We start from the raw sequence: 20,369 nt of genomic DNA, 5'->3' as shown, positions 1-20,369 counted from the left end.
CCCTAGAGAGATATGTCGATAGGCATATTTCCTGCGGAAGAGTGTTTGAGGAGGAATGCCCCGTTGGACAGGCAGGGGACACATACTTACGACAGAATTAACGTCGCCATCGACGGACCTGCCGGGGCAGGCAAGAGTACTGTAGCCCGATTGGTAGCACGGGAGCTGTCTTACATTTATGTAGACACGGGTGCAATGTACCGGGCAATCACCTGGTATATGATTCGTGAAGGCATATCTGCGGAGGAGCATGAACTGGTGGATCAGAGGGTCCAGGACATGAATATTGACCTTCTTCCGGAGAAAGACGTGCAGAAAGTGTTGATTAATGGGGAAGACATGACCCCGCATATCCGGAGTCTTCAGGTCAGCGGCCAAGTGTCGCAGTATTCGAAGATCGAGGGTGTAAGATCCAGACTCAGCCAGCTGCAGCGCCAGATGGCACTCCGCAAGGGAGTCGTAATGGATGGCAGGGATATCGGGACAACCGTACTGCCGGATGCCGAAGTGAAGATTTTCATGACGGCAAGTGTGGAGGAGCGTGCTCTCCGTCGTTACAAGGAACTGAAGGATACGGAAACAGTGACTCTCCAACAGCTTGAACATGATATTGCAGCACGGGACCGTCTTGACGAGGGTCGTGAGATTTCACCGCTGCGCCGTGCCGAAGACGCTGTTCTTCTGGATACGACCCATATGGATATCAGTCAGGCCGTGGAAGCCATCGTCTCCCACTGCAGAACTTATGTTGACGGGGAGAGAAATCATCTATGATTTATGCAATTTGCTGTGGATTGCTTCGCTTTATTTATGCCATACTGTTCCCGCTTAAGATTGTGGGAAGGGAAAATGTGCCAAAGGAGGGCGGAGTACTGCTCTGCGCAAATCACATCAGCCTGCTCGATCCGATGACGATTGGGATCAAGCTGAAACGACAGGTGAAATACATGGCCAAGGCGGAGCTCTTTAATGTTCCTGTATTAGGCTGGCTCATTAAGCAACTGGGCGCTTTTCCTGTCAAACGTGGCGGCGTAAGCAAAGAATCCATAAAAACGGCCCTTAATACGCTTCGCAGCGGAAATGTTATGGGCATCTTTCCGGAAGGCACGCGCAACTCTGACTCCGGTGTAGCTAAGAAAGGCGCGGCAAGTTTTGCCCTTCGCAGCGGCGCAGCCGTTGTACCTGCAGCTATTATCGGATCTTACAAGCCCTTTCGCCGGATGACTGTTGTTTACGGGGCTCCCATAGATCTCAGTTCGTTTGAAGGAGCAGGAAGTGAATCTCTGGAAGCGGTAACCGATGTTATTATGGGGCGTATCCACGAGATGATCCAAACAGGCAAGCCCAGTACGCATTAAGCCCGGGCTCCCTGCATCTGCGAAACGCAGATGATTAATAGCATAACCGCTATTTTTTGGAACATACTAACGTACAAAGTGCAATTGATGATTGTTTTGAACTCTGCTATACGCGGGTTTAAATAAATGGGGTTTTGAATCGAGGAGGGTAATCACATGTCTGAAGAAATCAAAAATCAAGAAGCTGCGGATAACGTTGAGAACAACGAAACCGTGGAAGGGGCAGAAGCTGTGGAATCCGCAGAAGCTGTTACTGGTACTGAAGAAGAAGTGACAAGCCAAGAAGGCCTGGAAATCATTTCTTTGAAAAAAGGCGATACCGTGAAAGGAACGATCGTCAAAATCGAAGATAACCAAGCTTATGTAAGCATTGGATATAAATACGACGGCGTCATTCCTATTCGCGAATTGTCTTCCGTACAACTGGACAATGCCGCAGCAGCGGTAGAAGTAGGACAAGAAGTGGAATGCAAGGTTGTCAGCATCAACGACAACAAGGAAAGCCTGGTTCTTTCCAAACGTGCAATTGACAGCGAAAAATCATGGGAAGATCTTGAGAAATACTTCGCTTCCCAGGAATCGTTCGAAGTTACTGTGGCTGACGTTGTCAAAGGCGGCCTCGTGGCTGATGTTGGCGCGCGTGGATTCATTCCGGCTTCCATGGTTGAGCGTCACTTCGTTGAAGATTTCAGCGACTACAAAGGCCGCACATTGCGTGTGAAAGTGAAAGAACTAGACCGTGAGAACAGCAAGGTTATTCTTTCCGCCAAAGAAGTTCTGGAAGAAGAATTCGAAGCTAACAAGCAGAAGATCATGTCCGAGCTGTCTGAAGGACAAATCATCGAAGGTACTGTACAACGTCTGACCCAATTCGGCGCATTTGTGGATGTTGGCGGCGTTGACGGCCTGGTTCACGTATCCGAGATCGCCTGGAACCACGTGGAGAAGCCGTCCGATGTAGTATCCGAAGGTGATAAGGTTCGCGTAAAAGTACTTAAGGTTGATCCTGAAAAAGGCAAAATCAGCCTCAGCATCAAAGCCGCTGCTCCAGGTCCTTGGGATTCCGCAGCCGGCCAGATCAACATTGGCGATGTAGTTACAGGCGAAGTTAAACGCCTTGTGAACTTCGGAGCATTCGTTGAACTGCTTCCAGGCGTTGAAGGCCTTGTGCACATTTCCCAGATCTCCCACAAGCACATTGGCACACCGCATGAAGTGCTCAAAGAAGGACAGGAAGTACAAGTGAAAGTGCTTGACTTCAATCCATCGGAGAAGCGCGTAAGCCTCAGCATCAAGGAAACCGAAGAAGCTCCGGCTCCTACGGCTAGACCTGAACGCAGCAACAGCAGAGACAGAGCGCCTAAAGAAGTGCTGAACAATCCTAACGTATCGCTTAGCAATGAAGGCCTCAGCTTCACACTGGCTGAACGTTTCGGCGACAAGCTGGACAAATTCAAGGGTAACAACTAATCCCTTTGTTATTTCATCATAACGGGTAAAGTAATCGGCGAGCCCTCGATAAGAGGGTTCGCCGATTGTGTTTTACAGGTGAATGCGGAGCGGCAGAACAGTTGTAAGACTGTTAGCCAATTGCATTGTTTTTTGCTATGATGAGTAACGTAAGGAAGACAGGAGGAATGAATATGGCAAGACCCGTTGTGGCCATCGTTGGCAGGCCTAACGTCGGTAAATCGACGATTTTTAACAGGCTTATTGGCGATAGACTGGCCATTGTAGAAGATAAACCGGGGATTACACGTGACCGGATATACGGAGTTTCAGATTGGAACGGCAAATCCTTCAGTGTGATTGATACCGGGGGGATTGAAATTGACGGTGAAGACGCCATTCTGAAGTCGATCCGCGTTCAGGCGGAGCTGGCAATTGAAGAAGCGGATGTCATCGTCTTTATGTGCGAGGCGAAGAGCGGACTTACGAGTTCGGATGAAGAAGTTGCACAGATTCTTTTCCGTTCCGGCAAGCCGATCGTTCTGGCTATTAATAAAGTGGATAACATGAAGCGTACCGAAGATATTTATGAATTTTACAGCCTTGGAATTGGCGACCCGATTGGAATTTCAGGAAGCCACGGAACCGGAATCGGAGATTTACTGGATGCGGTTGTTGAACGTCTGCCAGATAAAACCGATGAGGAATATGAGGATGATGTCATTCGTGTAGCGCTGATCGGCCGTCCGAATGTAGGTAAATCCTCGCTGGTGAATGCTATTCTGGGCGAAGAACGCGTAATTGTCAGCGATGTTGCGGGTACTACACGCGATGCGATCGATACACCGTTTGAACGGGATGGCCAACGTTATGTGCTCATTGATACTGCGGGTATGCGTAAACGCGGCAAGGTCTATGAAAACACGGAAAAATACAGCGTTATGAGAGCTATGAAGGCTATTGAGCGTGCTGATGTTGTACTGGTCGTAATCAACGGTGAAGAAGGCATTATCGATCAGGACAAGCATATTGCCGGTTACGCCCATGATGCGGGCAAAGCCTCTATTTTTGTCGTCAACAAATGGGATGCCATCGAGAAAGACGATAAGACGATGCAGAATTTCGAACGCAATATCCGTGATCACTTCCTGTTCATGAGCTATGCGCCAGTGGTGTTCCTGTCTGCGCTTACCAAACAGCGCCTGCAGAAGCTGCTGCCAGTCGTTCAGCATGTCGCACAGCAGCATGCACTCCGGATTACCACGCATCTGGTGAACGATGTGGTATCCGATGCAGTCGCGATCAATCCTCCGCCGACAGACAAAGGACGCCGTCTGCGCATCAACTATGTAACCCAGGTTGCTACGAAGCCGCCGACAATCGTGGTATTCGTGAATGATCCTTCGCTGATGCACTTCTCCTATGAGCGTTATCTGGAGAACAAGCTGCGCGCGGCATTCAATTTCGAAGGCACACCGATCCGTCTATTTACACGGCGCAAATCCGAAAACGAAGGTTAGGGGAGAAGAGTAGTGGCGTTTGAACTTCTGGTTATCGTTGTAAGCTATTTGCTTGGCTCTATCAGCTTCAGTGTATTGCTCGCCCGGCTGCTTAAAGGCATTGATATCCGCCAATATGGAAGCGGCAATGCGGGAGCAACCAATACACTGCGTGTGATGGGGAAGGGACCGGCCATACTGGTGCTGTTTCTGGACGTACTGAAGGGAATTGCCGCAGTCTGGCTTGGAACATGGGCCGGCGGCTGGGGAACCTGGATTGCAGTGGGCTGTGGGATCGCTGCTATCATCGGGCATAATTGGCCGCTCTATTTTCACTTTCGCGGAGGGAAAGGCATTGCAACGACAATTGGCGTAATGGCTACGCTTGTATTTTGGCCTGCACTGATTGCGGGCTTGATTGCTATTCTGGCAATCGTTCTGACCCGGTATGTGTCGCTGGGTTCTCTAATCTTCGTGGCATTGACACCGGTATTCCTGTTGTTTACCGGGTTCACAACGCCTGAGCTGTGGGGCAGCCTGATTATCGCACTGTTTGCGTTCTGGCGTCACCGCAGCAATATACTCAAGATTTCACAGGGCCGGGAGAACAAAATCGGCTCCAAAGTTAAGGAGGCGAATCGCGTTGTCTGATAAAGTAACCGTGCTGGTCGCGGGCAGTTGGGGAACTGCGCTGGCCTCTGTGCTGGCGGCTAACCACTCGGAGGTTTATCTGTGGACGCGAAAGCCGGAACAAGCTGCCGAGATTAATGAAGCCCATACGAATCATCATTTTCTGCCGGGAATCACTCTTCCTGCGAACATTATTGCCACTACGGACATGGAGACGGCTGTTTCCGGTTCGAAGGCAGTCGTTATTGTTGCGCCTTCTTCCGGAATGCGTCAGGTTGCGCACAGCCTGAAGCCCTTCTGGGAGGAAGATATGCTCTGTATTCATGCTACGAAGGGCTTTGAGACGGAGAGCATGAAGCGTATGTCGACAGTAATTTCAGAAGAGCTCGGCTGCAATGAAAGTCAGGTCGTTGTCCTATCCGGCCCGAGTCACGCGGAGGAAGTAGTACGGCTCTGTCCGACTACTGTTGTGGTGGCTTCACCTGACGACAGCCGTGCCGCTGCAGCGCAAGGGCTGTTCATTAACAATGACTTCCGGGTATATACCAACCGCGATCAGGTCGGCGTAGAGCTGGCTGGCGCACTTAAGAATATTATCGCGCTGGGTGCAGGGCTATCCGACGGGCTGGGCTTCGGGGACAATGCCAAAGCAGCGCTTCTTACCCGCGGCTTGGCCGAGATTTCCCGCGTCGGTGTAGAGCTTGGGGCGAATCCGCTGACCTTCTCCGGCCTTGCCGGACTCGGGGACCTTGTCGTGACGGCGACCAGCAAGCACAGCCGCAACTGGCGTGCCGGTTCCATGCTGGGCCAGGGCAAGCCGCTGGCAGAGGTGCTGGACTCCATGGGGATGGTAGTGGAAGGTATCCGGACAACGGAAGCTGCTTATGCGATCTCGCTTAAATTAGGTGTGCAGATGCCGATTACGGACCAGATTTATCATGTGCTGTTTAAGGGAAGAACACCGCGTAATGCGGTGGAAGCCTTGATGGGCCGTGACCGCAAGACAGAGATGGAAGCCATTTCACAGGAAACCTGGGAGCAATGGCATTCCTGATCGCGTTCACCTTTTGCCGGAGAGCCTCATATGTTGTATTGGGGATTGACGGAGGAGGGATGAATAGTGAGCAGAGATTTTTCCAAGGATGCTTTGAACGCCATTAACAAGAAGGCGGGCAAGAACATTACGGAAGGTGCCATCAAGAAGCTGGCCGGAACGGTCAAGCCGGGCACCACGCAGAATGAAGCCCAGCTCCGCCAGTTAATTAAGCAGGTGTCAGCAATGGCCAAAGTGCCAGTCAGTGAAGCTACCGTGCAGGAAATCATCAATGCCGTTAAAAAAGGCGGCGCGGGTTCCGGTTCGATGGAGTCTTTAATGAAAATGCTGCTGAAAAAATAGCATATCATGCATAAAGGAGCCAACCCTCAGGGCTGGTAAATTGCTTGTCTGCTTGTGTTGGGCAAAAACCCGGGAATCTAGCCAGATTCTGAGGTTTTTGCTCTTTTTTTAGTATAAAGACTTATAAAATCTAAGGTTTCACGCTATAATAGTCGCAATCCGGGTATAGTGAAATGGAGGGGCATGGACCATGGATCCGATGACGAAAATGTGGCTGTCTCTGATTGCGGTACTGATTATGGGTTTATCCGTTTTTTTGATTACATTTGCACGCAGCAGGACCAAAGGCTGGCTTAGAGGCTTACTATCCGTACTTGCATTTGTGATTATGCTGATTGGGATATTAGGCGGAGCCGCTTCAATTATGTAAGCATTTACAATTCACTCAGGCAGACGTATTTCTGACAGAATCGATTGATGATTTTACAGGAATGGAGCGTGTGTTGATCTATGACCGGTTCAGGAATCCCCTATGCACTTGAGACAGCACTGGGCAGCATAGTAGAAGAATTAGAATTCTACGGGCTGGGCAAGCCCCCTGAATGGCTTCTGGGAGGGAGCTGCGGGCTGCTGCTGCACGGGGCCCAACTGGCTGCCCCGCCGCATGATATTGATATCTATTGCGACCTGAAGGATACCTGGCAGCTTCATCAATTACTGCTCCGGTATGCAGTCAGTCCGCCGGAAGAGGATTTCAGCGGAAGCTGTTATTCACTGCGTGCTCTCTATTTCATGGGAGAGGCCAAGGTTGAACTGGTGGGCGGGTTCAGAATGGGCAGCGGCGAATGGCAATATTCAGTGGATGTCGGCATGATGCAGCAGTATGCCCCGGTACGCAATTACGAAGGGGTTGGCCTTGTGCGACTGATGCCGGTTGCTCATGAGCTGATATTTAATCTGCTGCGGGGCAGGGACGGGCGCTGCCAGGCAATCGCAAGGCTGATCATACAGGATTTGGCCACCCATCTGCCGCTGCTGTATCAGCTTATTCAAGAGAACCATTTGGAAGATCACCTGCAGACGAAGCTGGAGGAATTGCTGGAGATATCCACATCCATACAGATTTAAGATGAACCAAGGAAGGAAATAACAACATGGCACCTCATAAAAAAATAAATGTCACTTTCCTGCCCGACACCCGGCGTGTCTCCGTAACACATGGAGTATCGCTGCTTGAGGCTGTACACAGAGCCGGAATCGTTCTGCCCACCCGCTGCGGCGGTAAAGCCGGATGCCTGATGTGCAAAGTGTCAGTAGATCCCGGGGAGTCAGCAGCGCTGAGACCTCCTTCAGAGGCGGAGCGCCGCAAGCTGGGCAGCCTGCTGGATCAAGGCGTCCGTCTGGCCTGTCAGGCCGCTGTCTGGGATGATGTGAGCGTGCACATTCCCGAGGACCCGCTTAAGGCGGCCGTACGCCGCAGACTGGAAGCTGCGCGGCGTGGAGAAGCAGAGGACTTATGGTGACTGGGAAGGCTTAGCAGATAACCAGAAAAGGGGGCGTATTTATCAACTCCATGTATCAGGTGAAACGCCGGCAATCGCTGAGAAGAGCAGCCCTGCTGCCTTGGGTTGGCCTACTGCTATGGTCACTTGGGGGCTGCATGTATCCCGGTGATTCTGAGCAGCGGCAGCCAGGCAGCGTGTACCGCGAGAGTGTGAAGCGGGTGCAGGCAGCGGTAGATGACTATCAGGAGCAGGAGGGCCTGCTTCCGATTAAGACCAGCGATGAAGCAACGCCAAGATATGAGAAATTCGTGGTCGATCTTAATAAGCTGCAGCAAGCTGGGTACCTGGATGAAATACCGGCAGCGGCTTTTGAGAAGGGCGGCAGCGCGTATTTTCTGATTCTGGACGAAGAAAGTGATCCTCAGGTGAAGCTGATGGACCTGGTGACCGTGCAGAAGGTTAATGATGTCCAGCGCAAGGTTAACCTCTATAAGTCCGCACATGGTGGAGAACTACCGGCGGAAGAAGAAGTGTATCCGGACCTCACTGCGATTGATGCCAAGAAGGCAGGAACAGCGTCTATTAAGCTGATCAGTGTATATTCCGGCCTGCCCCTGCAGCTCCTTATGGACAAGGACGGAACGGTATACGCTGATTACGGTGCGGATATCAGCTCAGCTATAGATAAGAATGGCGGGGCGCCTGAGGCGGACAGAGACTTGCGTCTGGAGCTGGAGCAGGCGTCGTATTACGTACCCGTTAAGTCATTGCCTTATTTGTGGGTTGACGGCCGGCCGGTTCCGCAGGCTCCGCTGGAATAGAAGCTTGAGAAGGCTGTCCCAAAGCAGCGAATTGGCTGCCTGGGACAGCCTTCTCTTGTTCATCCGGTATAATCCGCAGTTCGATTGCTCCACTGGCAGCTGCCCGGGGTTTCCGGGTTATTTTGGCTGTCTGCCGGCAATCTGGAGGAGAATGCTGGATGCTCAAACGGGCTTTTTTTGCTGAAGTGGACTGAAATTCCTGAGTTCAATCCATATAGTGGTTCTAGGCGAAAACCCGGCTTCATAGGATTGATGAGAAGACTTCCGGGCGTCGTGACGCATTGGCGTTCTAGAGCGGGCATACAAAATTTCAGCTGCAAAATGCACGGACGAGGGTCATAAATCCGTTCTGGATACATATGATGATACTAGTCCAAATGCATGTCCGAGCATTCGGAGTTTAGCGCGGGGCAACATGTTCCGCCTCAGGCAGTAGCTAGGCTTCGGGCGGACAAAGCTTAGTCCGGTGGTTGTCCTGCAAGGGTCAGTTTGCCGGCGGAACGCGAAGTCGATGCTCTTCAGGCATTTTTTCTTCGGAGTAATATGAGGAGGGGATCTCTTTTGGAAAAAGTGGATATTTTCAAGGACATTGCCGAGCGTACCGGCGGAGACATTTATCTCGGCGTCGTCGGCGCGGTTCGCACGGGGAAATCGACATTCATCAAACGGTTCATGGAAACGATTGTTCTTCCGAACATCACAAGTGAAGCGGACCGGGTAAGAGCGGTGGATGAACTGCCGCAAAGTGCGGCGGGCAAAACAATTATGACCACTGAGCCCAAATTTGTACCGAATAACGCGGTGCAGATCAAGGTGGCGGAGGGTCTGGAAGTCAATGTCCGGCTGGTCGATTGTGTGGGTTATGCAGTAGAAGGTGCCAAAGGTTACGAGGATGAGAATGGTCCGCGTATGATCTCAACACCGTGGTTTGAGGAACCGATTCCGTTCCAGGAAGCGGCTGAGATCGGCACACGCAAAGTGATTCAGGAGCATTCCACACTCGGTGTGGTAGTGACAACCGACGGTACGATTGCTGAAATTCCCCGGAACTCGTATGTGGATTCCGAAGAGCGCGTCATCGCTGAGCTGAAGGAGGTTGGCAAGCCGTTTGTGCTTGTAATCAACTCCACCCGGCCGCGCAGTGAGGAAGCACAGCAGCTGCGCAACGAGCTCGCGCTCAAATATGATATTCCGGTAATGACACTCAGTGCCGCCAATATGACGGAAGATGATGTGACCGGGGTACTCCGTGAAGTGCTGTATGAATTCCCAGTACATGAAGTTAATGTCAATCTGCCAAGCTGGGTTATGGTGCTGGGCGAGAATCACTGGCTGCGCAGCAGCTACGAGAATTCTGTCCGCGATACGGTGAAGGATATCCGCCGCCTGCGGGATGTGGACCGGCTCGTCTCCCAGTTTACAGAATATGATTTCATCGACAGGGCTGGCCTCAGCGGCATGAACATGGGCCAGGGGGTAGCGGAGATCGATCTATACGCTCCTGAAGAGCTGTATGATCAGGTTCTCATGGAGGTGGTCGGCGTGGAGATCCGCGGCAAAGACCATCTGCTCCAGCTGATGCAGGACTTCTCCCATGCCAAACGTGAGTATGACCGCTTCTCGGAAGCACTGGAGATGGTCAAAACTACAGGTTATGGTATCGCAGCCCCATCCTTGGCCGAGATGGCTCTGGATGAGCCTGAGTTGATCCGTCAGGGCTCCCGCTTCGGAGTCCGGCTGAAGGCTACAGCACCTTCGATCCATATGATCCGGGTCGATGTCGAATCTGAATTCTCGCCGATTATCGGCACAGAGAAGCAGAGTGAAGAGCTGGTGCGTTACCTGATGCAGGACTTTGAGAATGACCCGATCAAGATCTGGGAGTCGGATATCTTTGGCCGTTCCCTGCATTCCATCGTCCGTGAGGGCATCCAGGGCAAGATTGCCATGATGCCGGATAATGCCCGCTATAAGCTGCAGGAAACGCTGGGCCGAATTATTAACGAAGGTTCAGGCGGACTGATTGCCATCATTCTCTAAATGTAAGCAGGCTTGCGAGAAGAGCGGAAGAATTTCCGCTCTTTTTTGCTGCTGATTTTTAAGATTTCGAGGATAGCTTACCAGCGGAGAAAAGGGGGATTCTCCCAGGGAAGACTCCGTTTTTACGGTATAATTGGTAGTAATAGACTGCACGATACCCCGAAAACAGGTGGAAACATGCTACTTTCTGCTCCTTTTTTGAGTAACGCCTTGAAATTATGGGTGGGCTGTATTACTATAAGTTTGTTGCGCTTCTAGAAGAGAGGCGCCAGTATCCAGTAATAAACGGGATTATCACGTATATTTTGCGTTGAAACGGAAACAGTGTATGATACCGGAAATTTGCCCAGGGAGGTGAGAAAACATGAACAAATCAGATTTGATCAACGTAGTTACAGAAGCAACTGAACTTCCCAAGAAAGATGCTACTAAAGCGGTAGATGCCGTTTTCGAAGCTATCACAGGTGCGCTGCAAAGCGGAGATAAAGTACAGCTGGTTGGATTCGGAAACTTTGAAGTGCGCGAACGTTCCGCACGCAAAGGCCGCAACCCGCAGACTGGTGAAGAAATCGAAATTCCTTCGAGCAAGGTACCGGCATTCAAACCCGGTAAAGCGCTGAAAGACGGAATCAAATAGAGATTTCTACATATCTATCCCATAGTCCTTGAATAACAACTATGCCGCCCTCCAAGGCGGCATTTGTTTTTTAGAAGCATAGGCTAACCAAACTTTAAGGAGGATCATAAATGACTGAGAAGCACAATGAAGTGAATCCTGCACCATCAGGCAGCGATTATATCGTAATCAAAGCCAAAGAGAACGGAGTTCAGGTCATCGGACTGACAAGGGGCTTGGATACCCGCTTTCACCATACGGAGAAGCTCGATAAAGGCGAAGTCCTCATTGCCCAATTCACAGATCATACCTCAGCAATGAAAATCCGCGGCAAAGCTGAAATCTGGAGCAAACACGGACAATTAGAGAGTGAAAGCTGAGAAGCAGGCATAGCCTGCTTTTTTTAAAAATATAACTAGATATAGGGCTGTCAGCGGTACGGTATAATCCTGCTGCGCAGCGGAAATTCTGAGTAAGGGGGCTTGTCATGAACCGGAGCTGGCTGATTGGAACTGTTTTGCTGCTGACCGCGGCGTCTACCATGCTGCTGCCTCAGCTGGCCAGTCTCGGGACAGTCCCCCAGGGCGCCTATGGTACAGTGGAGACTATAAGCCGGGACAGCACCGTTCTGGGCGATGACAATCTGGTAGATATGCTCGGGGAGATTCCCTTTAGCCTGGTTATAGACAAGGCGGGCTGGAAGGACCAGGTGTTAACTCTGGATCTTAAGGTGACCGGCAATGACCATGAACCGCAGGAGCTGTATCAGAACATGGCGCTGGCGATTGCTTTTGCCTTTCAGGAGACCGGCAATGTTGATCAGCTGCTGCTCCGTGTGGTGGCTGAGGATAAATGGCTGGATACCCGCCGCCTGCTGCTGGCTGGTGACATCCGCCGGAAGGAATGGTCTCCCCGGCTGCAGGATGAGCTGCAGAATGCCGGCAATTCCCCGCTGCCCGGTTCTCTGAAGAACGGCTTCCGCATTAGTGAAAGCGAGCTGTGGAAAAAACAGTTCATTTATCCCTGAAGTGGGTAAAAGAAACTAGAATGCACGACCGTGCGTGACCAAAAAACATGTGATATAATAGACAAGATTGTGAACAAAGATATAGTCAAACGTCAATGGCTTCGGAGGCTGAAATGAAACCGTACCGCATACCGCAACTGGCTAAACCCTACACCGACTACGACATGATTCAGCGGCATACGGAATTGCCGCCGTTCTCAGACGGGCGGGGTCATTTGTTATATATTTTTCTGGGTCACGGCAGGAGTGCCGGATTCCAGAGTGAAGAGCTGTTCACTCTGGTGACCGGGCTTGTGCAGCTCGGGCTGGATACACATGAGAGCATCGACCGTTATCAGGATGAGCCCGGCGGTGATATGATGCGTTCCCGCCAGCTTAAGGTGCTGGCCGGCGATTACTTCAGCAGCTGGTTCTACCATCTGCTCGCCAAACATGAACAAATTGAGATGGTGGGCATTCTAAGCACGGCTATCGCTGATTTTAATGTGATGAAAGCTAATCTTTACGGCAAGATGAAAGGAATGCTTTTCACAGCCGAACAATATTTAAAGCACACGGTACAGCTCAATATGAGGCTGTTTCTTTCTTTTACACCGATGATTGAGGAGCCGCTCCGGGATAGCTGGGAGAAGCTGCTGGTGGAGTTCAGCCAGTGTGAAACCGTAACGCAGGAGCTGCGCCGCGGCACAGACCCAGTAAGTGCTCTGGAAGGCTACTGCTACTGGAAGGTGCTGGAGTCAGCGACGGAAGAGGAGCGCCAGCTGCTGGGTGAGCAGGAACTGGACATCAGGGATTGGAAGAAGCTTAAGCTAAGAAGCAAATGTGATGCCCTGCTGACAGACAAGCTGCATGCATCACTTGAGTCCATTCAGGGATTGCTGCAGGGTATCAAGGACGAGGAACTGATCAGTGAGCTTAGTGCTGCGCTGAACCGCCTTCTTCTGCAAATGAAAATTTCCGGACAAGCTGCCGTGGAGGGTTAGAGAATGACCGTAGATAAAACTTCCGTTATGGGTGACCAAGGCATCAAGCCGAAAGAACAATTCGTACATTCTGTATTTGAGAGCATTGCCGGCAAATACGACCTAATGAACGATATCCTTAGCTTCCGCCGCCATAAAGCGTGGCGCAAGTTTACAATGCGTAAGATGAACATGAAGCGCGGGGATTCGGCAGTGGATCTGTGCTGCGGGACCTGCGACTGGAGCATCGCCCTGGCTGAGGCCAGCGAGACCGGCTGTGTCATGGGACTGGATTTCAGTGCAGGCATGCTGGAGGTCGGCAAGCGTAAGGTAGAGGGGCGCGGACTCCAGGACCGGATATCCCTGATTCAGGGCAATGCAATGGATCTGCCCTTCGGCGATAATTCGTTCGATTATGCGACGATTGGCTTTGGACTCCGCAATGTGCCTGATCCCGTTCAAGTGCTGAACGAAATGAAGCGTGTGGTGAAGCCGGGCGGTATGGTGGTATGCCTGGAGCTTTCGAAGCCGATGAAGCAGCCGTTCAAAGGGATTTATTATTTCTATTTCCAGCGTGTGCTTCCGTTGCTCGGCAAGCTTTTTGCCAAGCGGTATGAGCAATATAAGTGGCTTCCCGAGTCACTCGCCCTGTTCCCGGACAGAGAACAGCTGGCAGTGATCTTCCGTGAAACCGGCTTGCAAAAAGTGGAATCCTTCCCCTTGACCGGCGGCATCGCGGCATTACATATTGGGGTCAAGGAGAACAGCAATGTTTAAGAAAATCGGCATTTTTCTACAAATGATTAAATTTGAACATACGGTTTTTGCACTACCCTTTGCTTTTATGGGCGCTTTGCTCGGATCGGTTGTAATGTTTGGTGAACTGCCTTCCTGGAGCCAGATCGGCTGGGTTGTGATTGCCATGTTCGGTGCACGCAGCGCGGCTATGGGACTTAACCGGCTGATCGACCGGATCAGTGATGCGAAGAATCCCCGGACAGCCGGGAGAGCGATTCCTGCAGGACTGCTGAAGGTTGGAGAAGTATCGCTATTTATCGCCTTCTCGTTCTTTTTGCTGTTCTGGGCTGCGTTTAAGCTGAATCCGCTGTCAGCGAAGCTGCTGCCGATTGCTGTTTTCCTGCTGGTGTTCTATTCGTTCACGAAACGCTTTACCTGGGCTTGCCACCTGATTCTCGGTCTTACCATCGCACTTGCGCCGCTGGGGGGCTGGGTTGCGGTTACGGGCACTGTAGATTGGACCTCCATGGTATTCTATTTCACTATCGTTTTTTGGACAGCGGGTTTTGATATTATTTATTCCTGCCAGGATGTGGAATTTGATCTTAAGGAAGGGCTGTACTCTATTCCTGTCCGCTTCGGAGTTGCCCGTGCGCTCCTTATTGCCAAGGTGTTTCATCTGCTTACGGGAATCGGATTTGTATCGCTGCTCTTTATTACTGAATTGAGCTGGTGGTATGTGGCAGGTATGCTGATTGCCTACATTATTTTATTCTATGAGCATTATATCGTATCCCCAAGCGACCTCAGTAAACTGCAGACGGCGTTTTTCACAATGAACGGGGTGCTTAGTATTGTAGTCTTTTCCTTTACTCTGATTGACCTGGTGGTGCAGTTCTACAAATGAACGAGCGTAAGCCTAAAAATTTCGTGGTTGGCATTACCGGCGCGAGCGGCGGGATCTACGGCATCCGGCTGACAGAAACCCTGCTCTCGCTCGGTTACACGGTGCATCTGGTGGTTAGCAATGCAGGCTGGCGCGTCTTCAAAGAAGAATTAGGCTTCACGGCCTCAGACCGGGAAGGGTTTCTGGACGGGCGGTTCAGCAGCTATCCCGGTTCTCTTCTGTATCACCCTATCGCAGATATTGGTGCTTCAATTGCCAGCGGTTCCTTCCGGACGGAAGGGATGATCATTATGCCTTGCTCGATGGGAACACTGTCTGCTGTAGCGCAGGGCAGTTCCGACAATCTGATGACGCGGGCTGCGGATGTCATGCTGAAGGAAGGGCGCCCTTTGGTGCTTGTTCCCCGGGAGACACCGCTGCACGCGATTCACCTGGAGAATATGCTGAAGCTGTCCCGGATGGGAGTCAAGCTTATCCCGGCGATGCCAGCGTTTTATTTTGGACCTGTAACAATCGATGATCTGATTAATTTCATGGTAGGCAAAGTGCTGGACAGCTTTAATATTGAACATACTTTATTTCGCAGATGGGGGGAATGAAGGATGACACATCCAGAGCACACCGTTATCGGTAAAATCAGTTACACCAACTCATGGCCGGTATTTCATAATTTCCATCCTTCTTCTCTAAGCTTCCCGGCAGAGATGGTGAGTGAAGTACCCGCCATTCTCAATCAAGGCATGGCTGCCGGGAGCATTCATGTAGGCGCATTATCCTCCTTCGCGTACGCAGCGGCCAGCGACCGGCTTCTGCTGCTTCCGGATCTGTCTGTCAGTGCTGACGGGCCGGTCAAATCGATCCTGCTCTTCTCAAGAATGCCGGTGCAGTCTATCGGCAGCGGCAGGATCGCCGTAACGAATACATCGGCCACTTCTGTCAATCTGCTGAAAATTCTGATGGACAAAGCTATAGTTGCCACCCCTGAGTACATCAGTGTCCCTCCTGATCTGAACGAAATGATGGAGCAGGCAGATGCCTGCCTGCTGATCGGGGATCATGCCATCCGTGCATCCTGGCAGGATCAGGGATATTACGTAACGGATCTGGGCGAGCTATGGAAGGAATGGACCGGACTCAGCATGACTTTTGCCGTCTGGGCCGTTAACCGCGGGGCTGCTTTGCGTAATCCGGAAGCGATTGCCGAGATTGCGGAAGCCTTTGCCGTCAGTAAAAGACGGGGCCTGCGCGATCTGGGGCCAATTACACATGAAGCTTGCTGCACTATCGGAGGTACGGCATCCTATTGGAACGATTATTTCCGTAATTTATGTTACGACTTTGGGGAAAGGCAGCAGGAAGGTCTCAACCTCTATTTCCGCTATGCCTATGAAATGGGCCTGCTGCCGCAGGAAGTGAAGATGGAGCTTTGGAGCCACAATCTGCTGACACGGGTGAAAGAATGAAGCGAATGCAAATATTCGGCTTGCTGAACAAAGATATGGATCAGATTGAAAAGGAACTGTACCGCAGTGTCCAGGGTGATGATGACCTGCTGACAGAAACCTCGCTGCACCTGCTCAAGGCGGGAGGCAAGCGCCTTCGTCCGGTATTTGTCCTCATGGGCGGCAAATTCGGACAATATGACCTCGACAAGCTGAAGCGTGTTGCAATTCCGCTGGAGCTGATACATAGCGCCTCGCTTGTCCACGATGATGTCATCGATAATGCTGAACTGCGGCGGGGGGAGCCCACCGTCAAGGCGAAATGGGGCGACAAGATCGCCATGTATACCGGCGACTATATCTATGCCAAGGCACTGGTCATGACTTCGGAGCTGAAGAATCCCCGGATTCATCAGCTCCTCTCCAAAGCTATGGTGGAGATGTCAATCGGAGAGATGGAGCAGATTCGTGATTTCTTCAACAGCGGGCAGAGCGTACGTCATTACCTGCGGAGAATCCGCCGCAAGACAGCACTGCTAATAGCCGTCAGCTGTCAGCTCGGCGCCCTGGCTGCAGAAGCAGAGCCGGAGACAGCAAGGCTGCTCTATAATTACGGATATAACGTGGGGATGGCGTTTCAGATCCGTGATGATCTGCTCGATCTTTCCGGAACGGAGAAGCAAATCGGCAAACCGCCTGGCAGTGATATGCGCCAGGGCAACATTACATTGCCGGTGATTTACAGCCTGCAGGACTCAAGGCTGCGCGAAGGACTGATGGAAGAGCTGGAACGGATCCGCGCGGGGAATGGCGGGGTTGGCCGTGCAATCGACCTGATCCTTTCCGGGGACGGAATTGCCCGTGCGGAGGAGCTGGCTTCCCGTTACATCTCTAAGGCGCTGGAGGCGCTGGAGCAGCTCCCGGGCAACAGGACCAAACGTAATCTGCGCGACATCGCCTTTTTTGTCACAGGACGCGCTTATTAATCTGGCAGCTTCCGTAGATTAAGCGTTCACAGATGCCGAGGTTTCTGATAATATCAGACAATGAACAACCTGATTATGCAATCCCGTATAGACAAACCTAGCATTCATTAAGAATTGGGGAAATGGAGAGTGACTCTATGGAACAAACGTATCTGATGATCAAACCAGACGGTGTACAACGCGGATTGATCGGGCGTATTGTCGCCCGCCTGGAGGATAAGGGATTCAAGCTGGTTGCTGCGAAGCTGATTACCATTACGGAAGCACAAGCCAAGAAGCACTACGCAGAGCATGAAGGTAAAGATTTCTTCCCGGAACTGGTAGGCTTTATCACCTCCGGTCCTGTGTTTGCCATGGTATGGGAAGGCGATGATGTTGTAGCACTGTCGCGTCTGCTGATCGGCAAAACCAAAGTGGGCGAGGCATTGCCGGGAACGATCCGCGGTGACTATGCCAGCCACACCCCGCTTAATTTGATCCACGGATCAGACTCGCCGGAAAGCGCAGCACGTGAAATTGCCAATTTCTTTGCTCCGTCTGAACTGGCCCAGTATAACAAAGACATCTCAGTCTGGATGTAAGGTCCGGCGGGAGACAGGAGAATATTTATGGCAGAACGTGAAGAACCCGCATTAACCCCAGACCCGGATTACACCGGATTTATTCATAATGTCAAACAGAGCACCGGAATTGATCTCGCCCAGTATAAGGAAGCGCAGATGAAGCGGCGTCTTACGACGCTCCGCATGAAGAACGGTTACAATTCTTTTAGTGATTTTTATGCCGCAATGATGAAGGACAAGGCTTTATTCTATGAATTTCTCGACCGGATGACCATTAATGTCTCCGAATTCTGGCGTAATCCGAACCGCTGGGAAGTATTAAGGGATGTTATTCTGCCTGATCTTCAGCGTTCCGGCCGCAGACTGAAGCTGTGGAGTGCCGCCTGTTCTACCGGAGAAGAACCTTATACACTGGCGATGATCCTGTCAGACAAGAATATTCTGGCCCAGACCGGTATTCTGGCAACAGATATTGATGACGGGGCATTGGCCAAAGCGAAGCAGGGGTTATATCTGGAGCGTTCCTTAAAAGATGTCCCTAAAGATGTGGCTGACCGGTATTTCACTCCGGAGGGACCCGTGTTCAAGGTCAGTGATGGGCTGAAGAAGAGTATCGATTTCCGTAAGCAGAATCTGCTGCTCGATAAGTTTGATGAAGGCTTCGACCTGATCATCTGCCGGAATGTAATGATCTATTTCACTGAAGAAGCCAAGAATAAGCTGTATCACAAATTCTCGGCCAGCCTGCGTCCCGGCGGCTATCTGTTCGTGGGCAGCACGGAACAGATTTTCACGCCCGCGCAGTATGGATTCGAATCTACAGAAACCTTCTTCTACCGCAAGAAATAGGGAACGGTTGCTTATCCGCAGGGCCTGTCGCCACAGGTATACTTTAACTTCTTTTCAGTGATACTGAAGAGTAGAAACCGTATGCCAAGTGAAAGGTCGTTATAGTAGATGGACAAAAGCAAGGTTATAGCCGCGTATCGACGCGGCTTCCTCACAGTCCGCGAATGCGGACAGGTTCTCGGGATTGAGGAGCTGCAGCTGCAGAGCCTGCTTGCAGCGGAGGAGGGCAGAACCGGCAGCCTGCCTCCCGCACCGGGTAACCGGCAGCTGGAGACAGGTTCTTAGGGCGGGGATGCACAGCAGCGCCGTTTCTGCTCGAAAGAGCAGGAGCGGCGCTGTTCTTGTTGAGGAATAGAGTGGCACTTGAAGGTGACCGCTTTCTTGTCAAAGCCGATGGCCTATACTATAATAAGCAAAGACATTTAACAATTTAGTGGTTTACAGTCTAAAAGTGTGAAGGGGGAACGCAGCATGAATTTACGCTATTTAACAGCGGGGGAAACGCACGGCCCCCAGCTTACAGCCATTATTGAGGGATTGCCCAGCAATTTGACACTTGATTTCGAAGAGCTTAATTTCCAGCTGCACCGGAGACAGAAGGGCTACGGCCGCGGACGCCGGATGCAGATTGAGAAGGATACCGCCGAGATTGTAGGCGGCGTACGCCACGGTTCCACAACGGGTGCTCCTGTTGCCCTGGTGGTGGAGAACAAGGACTGGACGCACTGGAAGAACATTATGAATATCGAGCCGATTCCAGGCAGTGATGAGGAGAAGCGCCGGGTCAACCGTCCGCGTCCCGGACATGCCGACCTGAACGGCGGCTTGAAGTATAACCTTACGGATCTGCGCAATGTACTGGAGCGCTCCAGCGCCCGTGAGACGGCTGCCCGGGTCGCGGTAGGCGCAGTAGCCCGCCAATTGCTGGCAGCATTCGGGGTGAAGATTGCCGGACAAGTGATCCGCATCGGTGAAATCGAAGCACCAGCCAATCAGCTTACGGTAGATGAACTGATTGCGCAGACAGAAGAGTCCTCTGTGAGAGTCGTGGACAAAGAGACGGAACAGAAGATGGAGGCTTACATAGACAAGATCAAGGAGGAAGGCGACTCTATCGGCGGGATTGTGGAATGTATTGTCGAGGGTCTGCCGGTCGGCCTTGGCAGTCATGTGCAGTCTGACCGCAAGCTCGATGGAGCCATCGCCGGAGCCGTTATGTCGATTAATGCCTTCAAAGGTGTGGAGATCGGCATCGGCTTCGAGGCCGGTAAGCTGCGCGGCTCACAGGTTCATGACGAGATAATGTATGAAGCCTCACAAGGATACTACCGGGCAAGCAACCGGCTGGGCGGTTTCGAAGGCGGAATGACCAATGGGATGCCGGTGGTGGTCCGCGGAGTAATGAAGCCGATTCCGACGTTGTATAAGCCTCTGCAAAGCGTAGATATTGATACGAAGGAACCGTTCACTGCCCAGGTTGAACGTTCGGATGCCTGCGCAGTTCCGGCAGCCTGTGTTGTACTGGAGAATGTGGTGGCCTGGGAGATTGCCAAGGCTTTCCTGGATAAATTCGGCGGCGACTCCATGGAAGAGATCAAAGCCAACTATAATAATTACCTGGCGCAGCTGGAGAGCTATTAA

The 20,369-nt window shown here is 51.6% G+C and carries 25 protein-coding genes; all 25 read left to right on the top strand.

Annotation, left to right across the window (positions count from 1 at the left end; all coding sequences use genetic code 11):
- Positions 1–63: 63 nt before the first annotated feature.
- The 25 genes from cmk (at position 64) to aroC (ending at position 20,369) form a co-directional block, all read left to right on the top strand.
- Complete coding sequence (cmk, locus tag R50912_RS21190) at positions 64–774, top strand: (d)CMP kinase (RefSeq protein ID WP_039301774.1); 711 nt, start codon at positions 64–66, stop codon at positions 772–774.
- A complete protein-coding gene (locus R50912_RS21185; RefSeq protein WP_042237655.1) occupies positions 771–1,358 on the top strand; it encodes a lysophospholipid acyltransferase family protein in 588 nt (195 codons plus the stop codon). Before cmk ends, R50912_RS21185 begins: the two co-directional genes overlap by 4 nt.
- A gap of 156 nt (positions 1,359–1,514) precedes the next feature.
- On the top strand, positions 1,515–2,828 hold the full coding sequence (gene rpsA / locus R50912_RS21180) for a 30S ribosomal protein S1 (RefSeq protein ID WP_081956592.1): 1,314 nt from the start codon (positions 1,515–1,517) through the stop codon (positions 2,826–2,828).
- A 173-nt stretch (positions 2,829–3,001) separates the two neighbouring features.
- Positions 3,002–4,327 (top strand): ribosome biogenesis GTPase Der, encoded by a 1,326-nt coding sequence (gene der, locus R50912_RS21175; RefSeq protein WP_042237654.1) that lies wholly within the window; start codon positions 3,002–3,004, stop codon positions 4,325–4,327.
- A gap of 12 nt (positions 4,328–4,339) precedes the next feature.
- Positions 4,340–4,957, top strand: a complete 618-nt coding sequence (plsY, locus tag R50912_RS21170; RefSeq protein WP_039301782.1) for a glycerol-3-phosphate 1-O-acyltransferase PlsY — start codon at positions 4,340–4,342, stop codon at positions 4,955–4,957.
- Positions 4,950–5,990 carry an NAD(P)H-dependent glycerol-3-phosphate dehydrogenase gene (locus tag R50912_RS21165; RefSeq protein WP_042237652.1) on the top strand — a complete coding sequence of 347 codons (1,041 nt, stop codon included), beginning with the start codon at positions 4,950–4,952 and terminating at the stop codon, positions 5,988–5,990. The genes plsY and R50912_RS21165 overlap by 8 nt, the downstream gene beginning before the upstream one ends.
- Positions 5,991–6,056: 66 nt before the next feature.
- Positions 6,057–6,332: a stage VI sporulation protein F gene (locus R50912_RS21160; protein WP_039301788.1), complete on the top strand. Its 276-nt coding sequence runs from the start codon at positions 6,057–6,059 to the stop codon at positions 6,330–6,332.
- A 190-nt stretch (positions 6,333–6,522) separates the two neighbouring features.
- On the top strand, positions 6,523–6,702 hold the full coding sequence (locus tag R50912_RS21155) for a DUF2768 family protein (protein WP_042237651.1): 180 nt from the start codon (positions 6,523–6,525) through the stop codon (positions 6,700–6,702).
- A gap of 80 nt (positions 6,703–6,782) precedes the next feature.
- Positions 6,783–7,400 carry a hypothetical protein gene (locus R50912_RS21150; protein ID WP_042237649.1) on the top strand — a complete coding sequence of 206 codons (618 nt, stop codon included), beginning with the start codon at positions 6,783–6,785 and terminating at the stop codon, positions 7,398–7,400.
- A gap of 26 nt (positions 7,401–7,426) precedes the next feature.
- Entirely contained in the window at positions 7,427–7,795 is a 369-nt protein-coding gene (locus tag R50912_RS21145) for a 2Fe-2S iron-sulfur cluster-binding protein (RefSeq protein WP_042237647.1), read from the top strand.
- Between the two features lie 50 nt (positions 7,796–7,845).
- Positions 7,846–8,598 carry a YphF family lipoprotein gene (locus tag R50912_RS21140; RefSeq protein WP_042237646.1) on the top strand — a complete coding sequence of 251 codons (753 nt, stop codon included), beginning with the start codon at positions 7,846–7,848 and terminating at the stop codon, positions 8,596–8,598.
- Positions 8,599–9,159: 561 nt separating this feature from the next.
- Entirely contained in the window at positions 9,160–10,638 is a 1,479-nt protein-coding gene (gene spoIVA, locus R50912_RS21135) for a stage IV sporulation protein A (protein WP_039301803.1), read from the top strand.
- A gap of 364 nt (positions 10,639–11,002) precedes the next feature.
- A complete protein-coding gene (locus R50912_RS21130; protein WP_019909963.1) occupies positions 11,003–11,275 on the top strand; it encodes an HU family DNA-binding protein in 273 nt (90 codons plus the stop codon).
- A gap of 110 nt (positions 11,276–11,385) precedes the next feature.
- The gene (gene mtrB, locus R50912_RS21125; RefSeq protein ID WP_042138627.1) at positions 11,386–11,634 is read left to right on the top strand and encodes a trp RNA-binding attenuation protein MtrB; all 249 of its coding nucleotides are present in this window, start codon (positions 11,386–11,388) and stop codon (positions 11,632–11,634) included.
- Between the two features lie 107 nt (positions 11,635–11,741).
- Entirely contained in the window at positions 11,742–12,281 is a 540-nt protein-coding gene (locus R50912_RS21120) for a hypothetical protein (protein WP_042237645.1), read from the top strand.
- A gap of 113 nt (positions 12,282–12,394) precedes the next feature.
- Complete coding sequence (locus R50912_RS21115) at positions 12,395–13,264, top strand: heptaprenyl diphosphate synthase component 1 (protein WP_042237643.1); 870 nt, start codon at positions 12,395–12,397, stop codon at positions 13,262–13,264.
- Positions 13,265–13,291: 27 nt separating this feature from the next.
- Positions 13,292–14,020, top strand: coding sequence for a demethylmenaquinone methyltransferase (locus R50912_RS21110; RefSeq protein WP_042242904.1), 729 nt, complete (start codon positions 13,292–13,294; stop codon positions 14,018–14,020).
- A complete protein-coding gene (locus tag R50912_RS21105; protein ID WP_039301813.1) occupies positions 14,013–14,888 on the top strand; it encodes a UbiA-like polyprenyltransferase in 876 nt (291 codons plus the stop codon). The genes R50912_RS21110 and R50912_RS21105 overlap by 8 nt, the downstream gene beginning before the upstream one ends.
- Positions 14,885–15,487: a UbiX family flavin prenyltransferase gene (locus R50912_RS21100; RefSeq protein ID WP_042237641.1), complete on the top strand. Its 603-nt coding sequence runs from the start codon at positions 14,885–14,887 to the stop codon at positions 15,485–15,487. Before R50912_RS21105 ends, R50912_RS21100 begins: the two co-directional genes overlap by 4 nt.
- 3 nt (positions 15,488–15,490) lie before the next feature.
- The gene (locus R50912_RS21095; RefSeq protein ID WP_042237640.1) at positions 15,491–16,351 is read left to right on the top strand and encodes a menaquinone biosynthetic enzyme MqnA/MqnD family protein; all 861 of its coding nucleotides are present in this window, start codon (positions 15,491–15,493) and stop codon (positions 16,349–16,351) included.
- The gene (locus R50912_RS21090) at positions 16,348–17,316 is read left to right on the top strand and encodes a polyprenyl synthetase family protein (protein WP_042237639.1); all 969 of its coding nucleotides are present in this window, start codon (positions 16,348–16,350) and stop codon (positions 17,314–17,316) included. The genes R50912_RS21095 and R50912_RS21090 overlap by 4 nt, the downstream gene beginning before the upstream one ends.
- A 137-nt stretch (positions 17,317–17,453) precedes the next feature.
- Positions 17,454–17,897 carry a nucleoside-diphosphate kinase gene (ndk, locus tag R50912_RS21085; protein WP_042237637.1) on the top strand — a complete coding sequence of 148 codons (444 nt, stop codon included), beginning with the start codon at positions 17,454–17,456 and terminating at the stop codon, positions 17,895–17,897.
- Between the two features lie 27 nt (positions 17,898–17,924).
- Positions 17,925–18,728 carry a CheR family methyltransferase gene (locus R50912_RS21080; protein WP_042237635.1) on the top strand — a complete coding sequence of 268 codons (804 nt, stop codon included), beginning with the start codon at positions 17,925–17,927 and terminating at the stop codon, positions 18,726–18,728.
- 108 nt (positions 18,729–18,836) lie between these two features.
- A complete protein-coding gene (locus tag R50912_RS35715; RefSeq protein WP_167549564.1) occupies positions 18,837–19,013 on the top strand; it encodes a hypothetical protein in 177 nt (58 codons plus the stop codon).
- 186 nt (positions 19,014–19,199) lie between these two features.
- The gene (aroC, locus tag R50912_RS21075) at positions 19,200–20,369 is read left to right on the top strand and encodes a chorismate synthase (protein ID WP_042237634.1); all 1,170 of its coding nucleotides are present in this window, start codon (positions 19,200–19,202) and stop codon (positions 20,367–20,369) included.

The organism is Paenibacillus sp. FSL R5-0912 (assembly GCF_000758605.1).
In the GTDB taxonomy this organism is placed as follows: domain Bacteria; phylum Bacillota; class Bacilli; order Paenibacillales; family Paenibacillaceae; genus Paenibacillus_AQ.
This window is presented reverse-complemented; position numbering and strand designations above follow the sequence as displayed.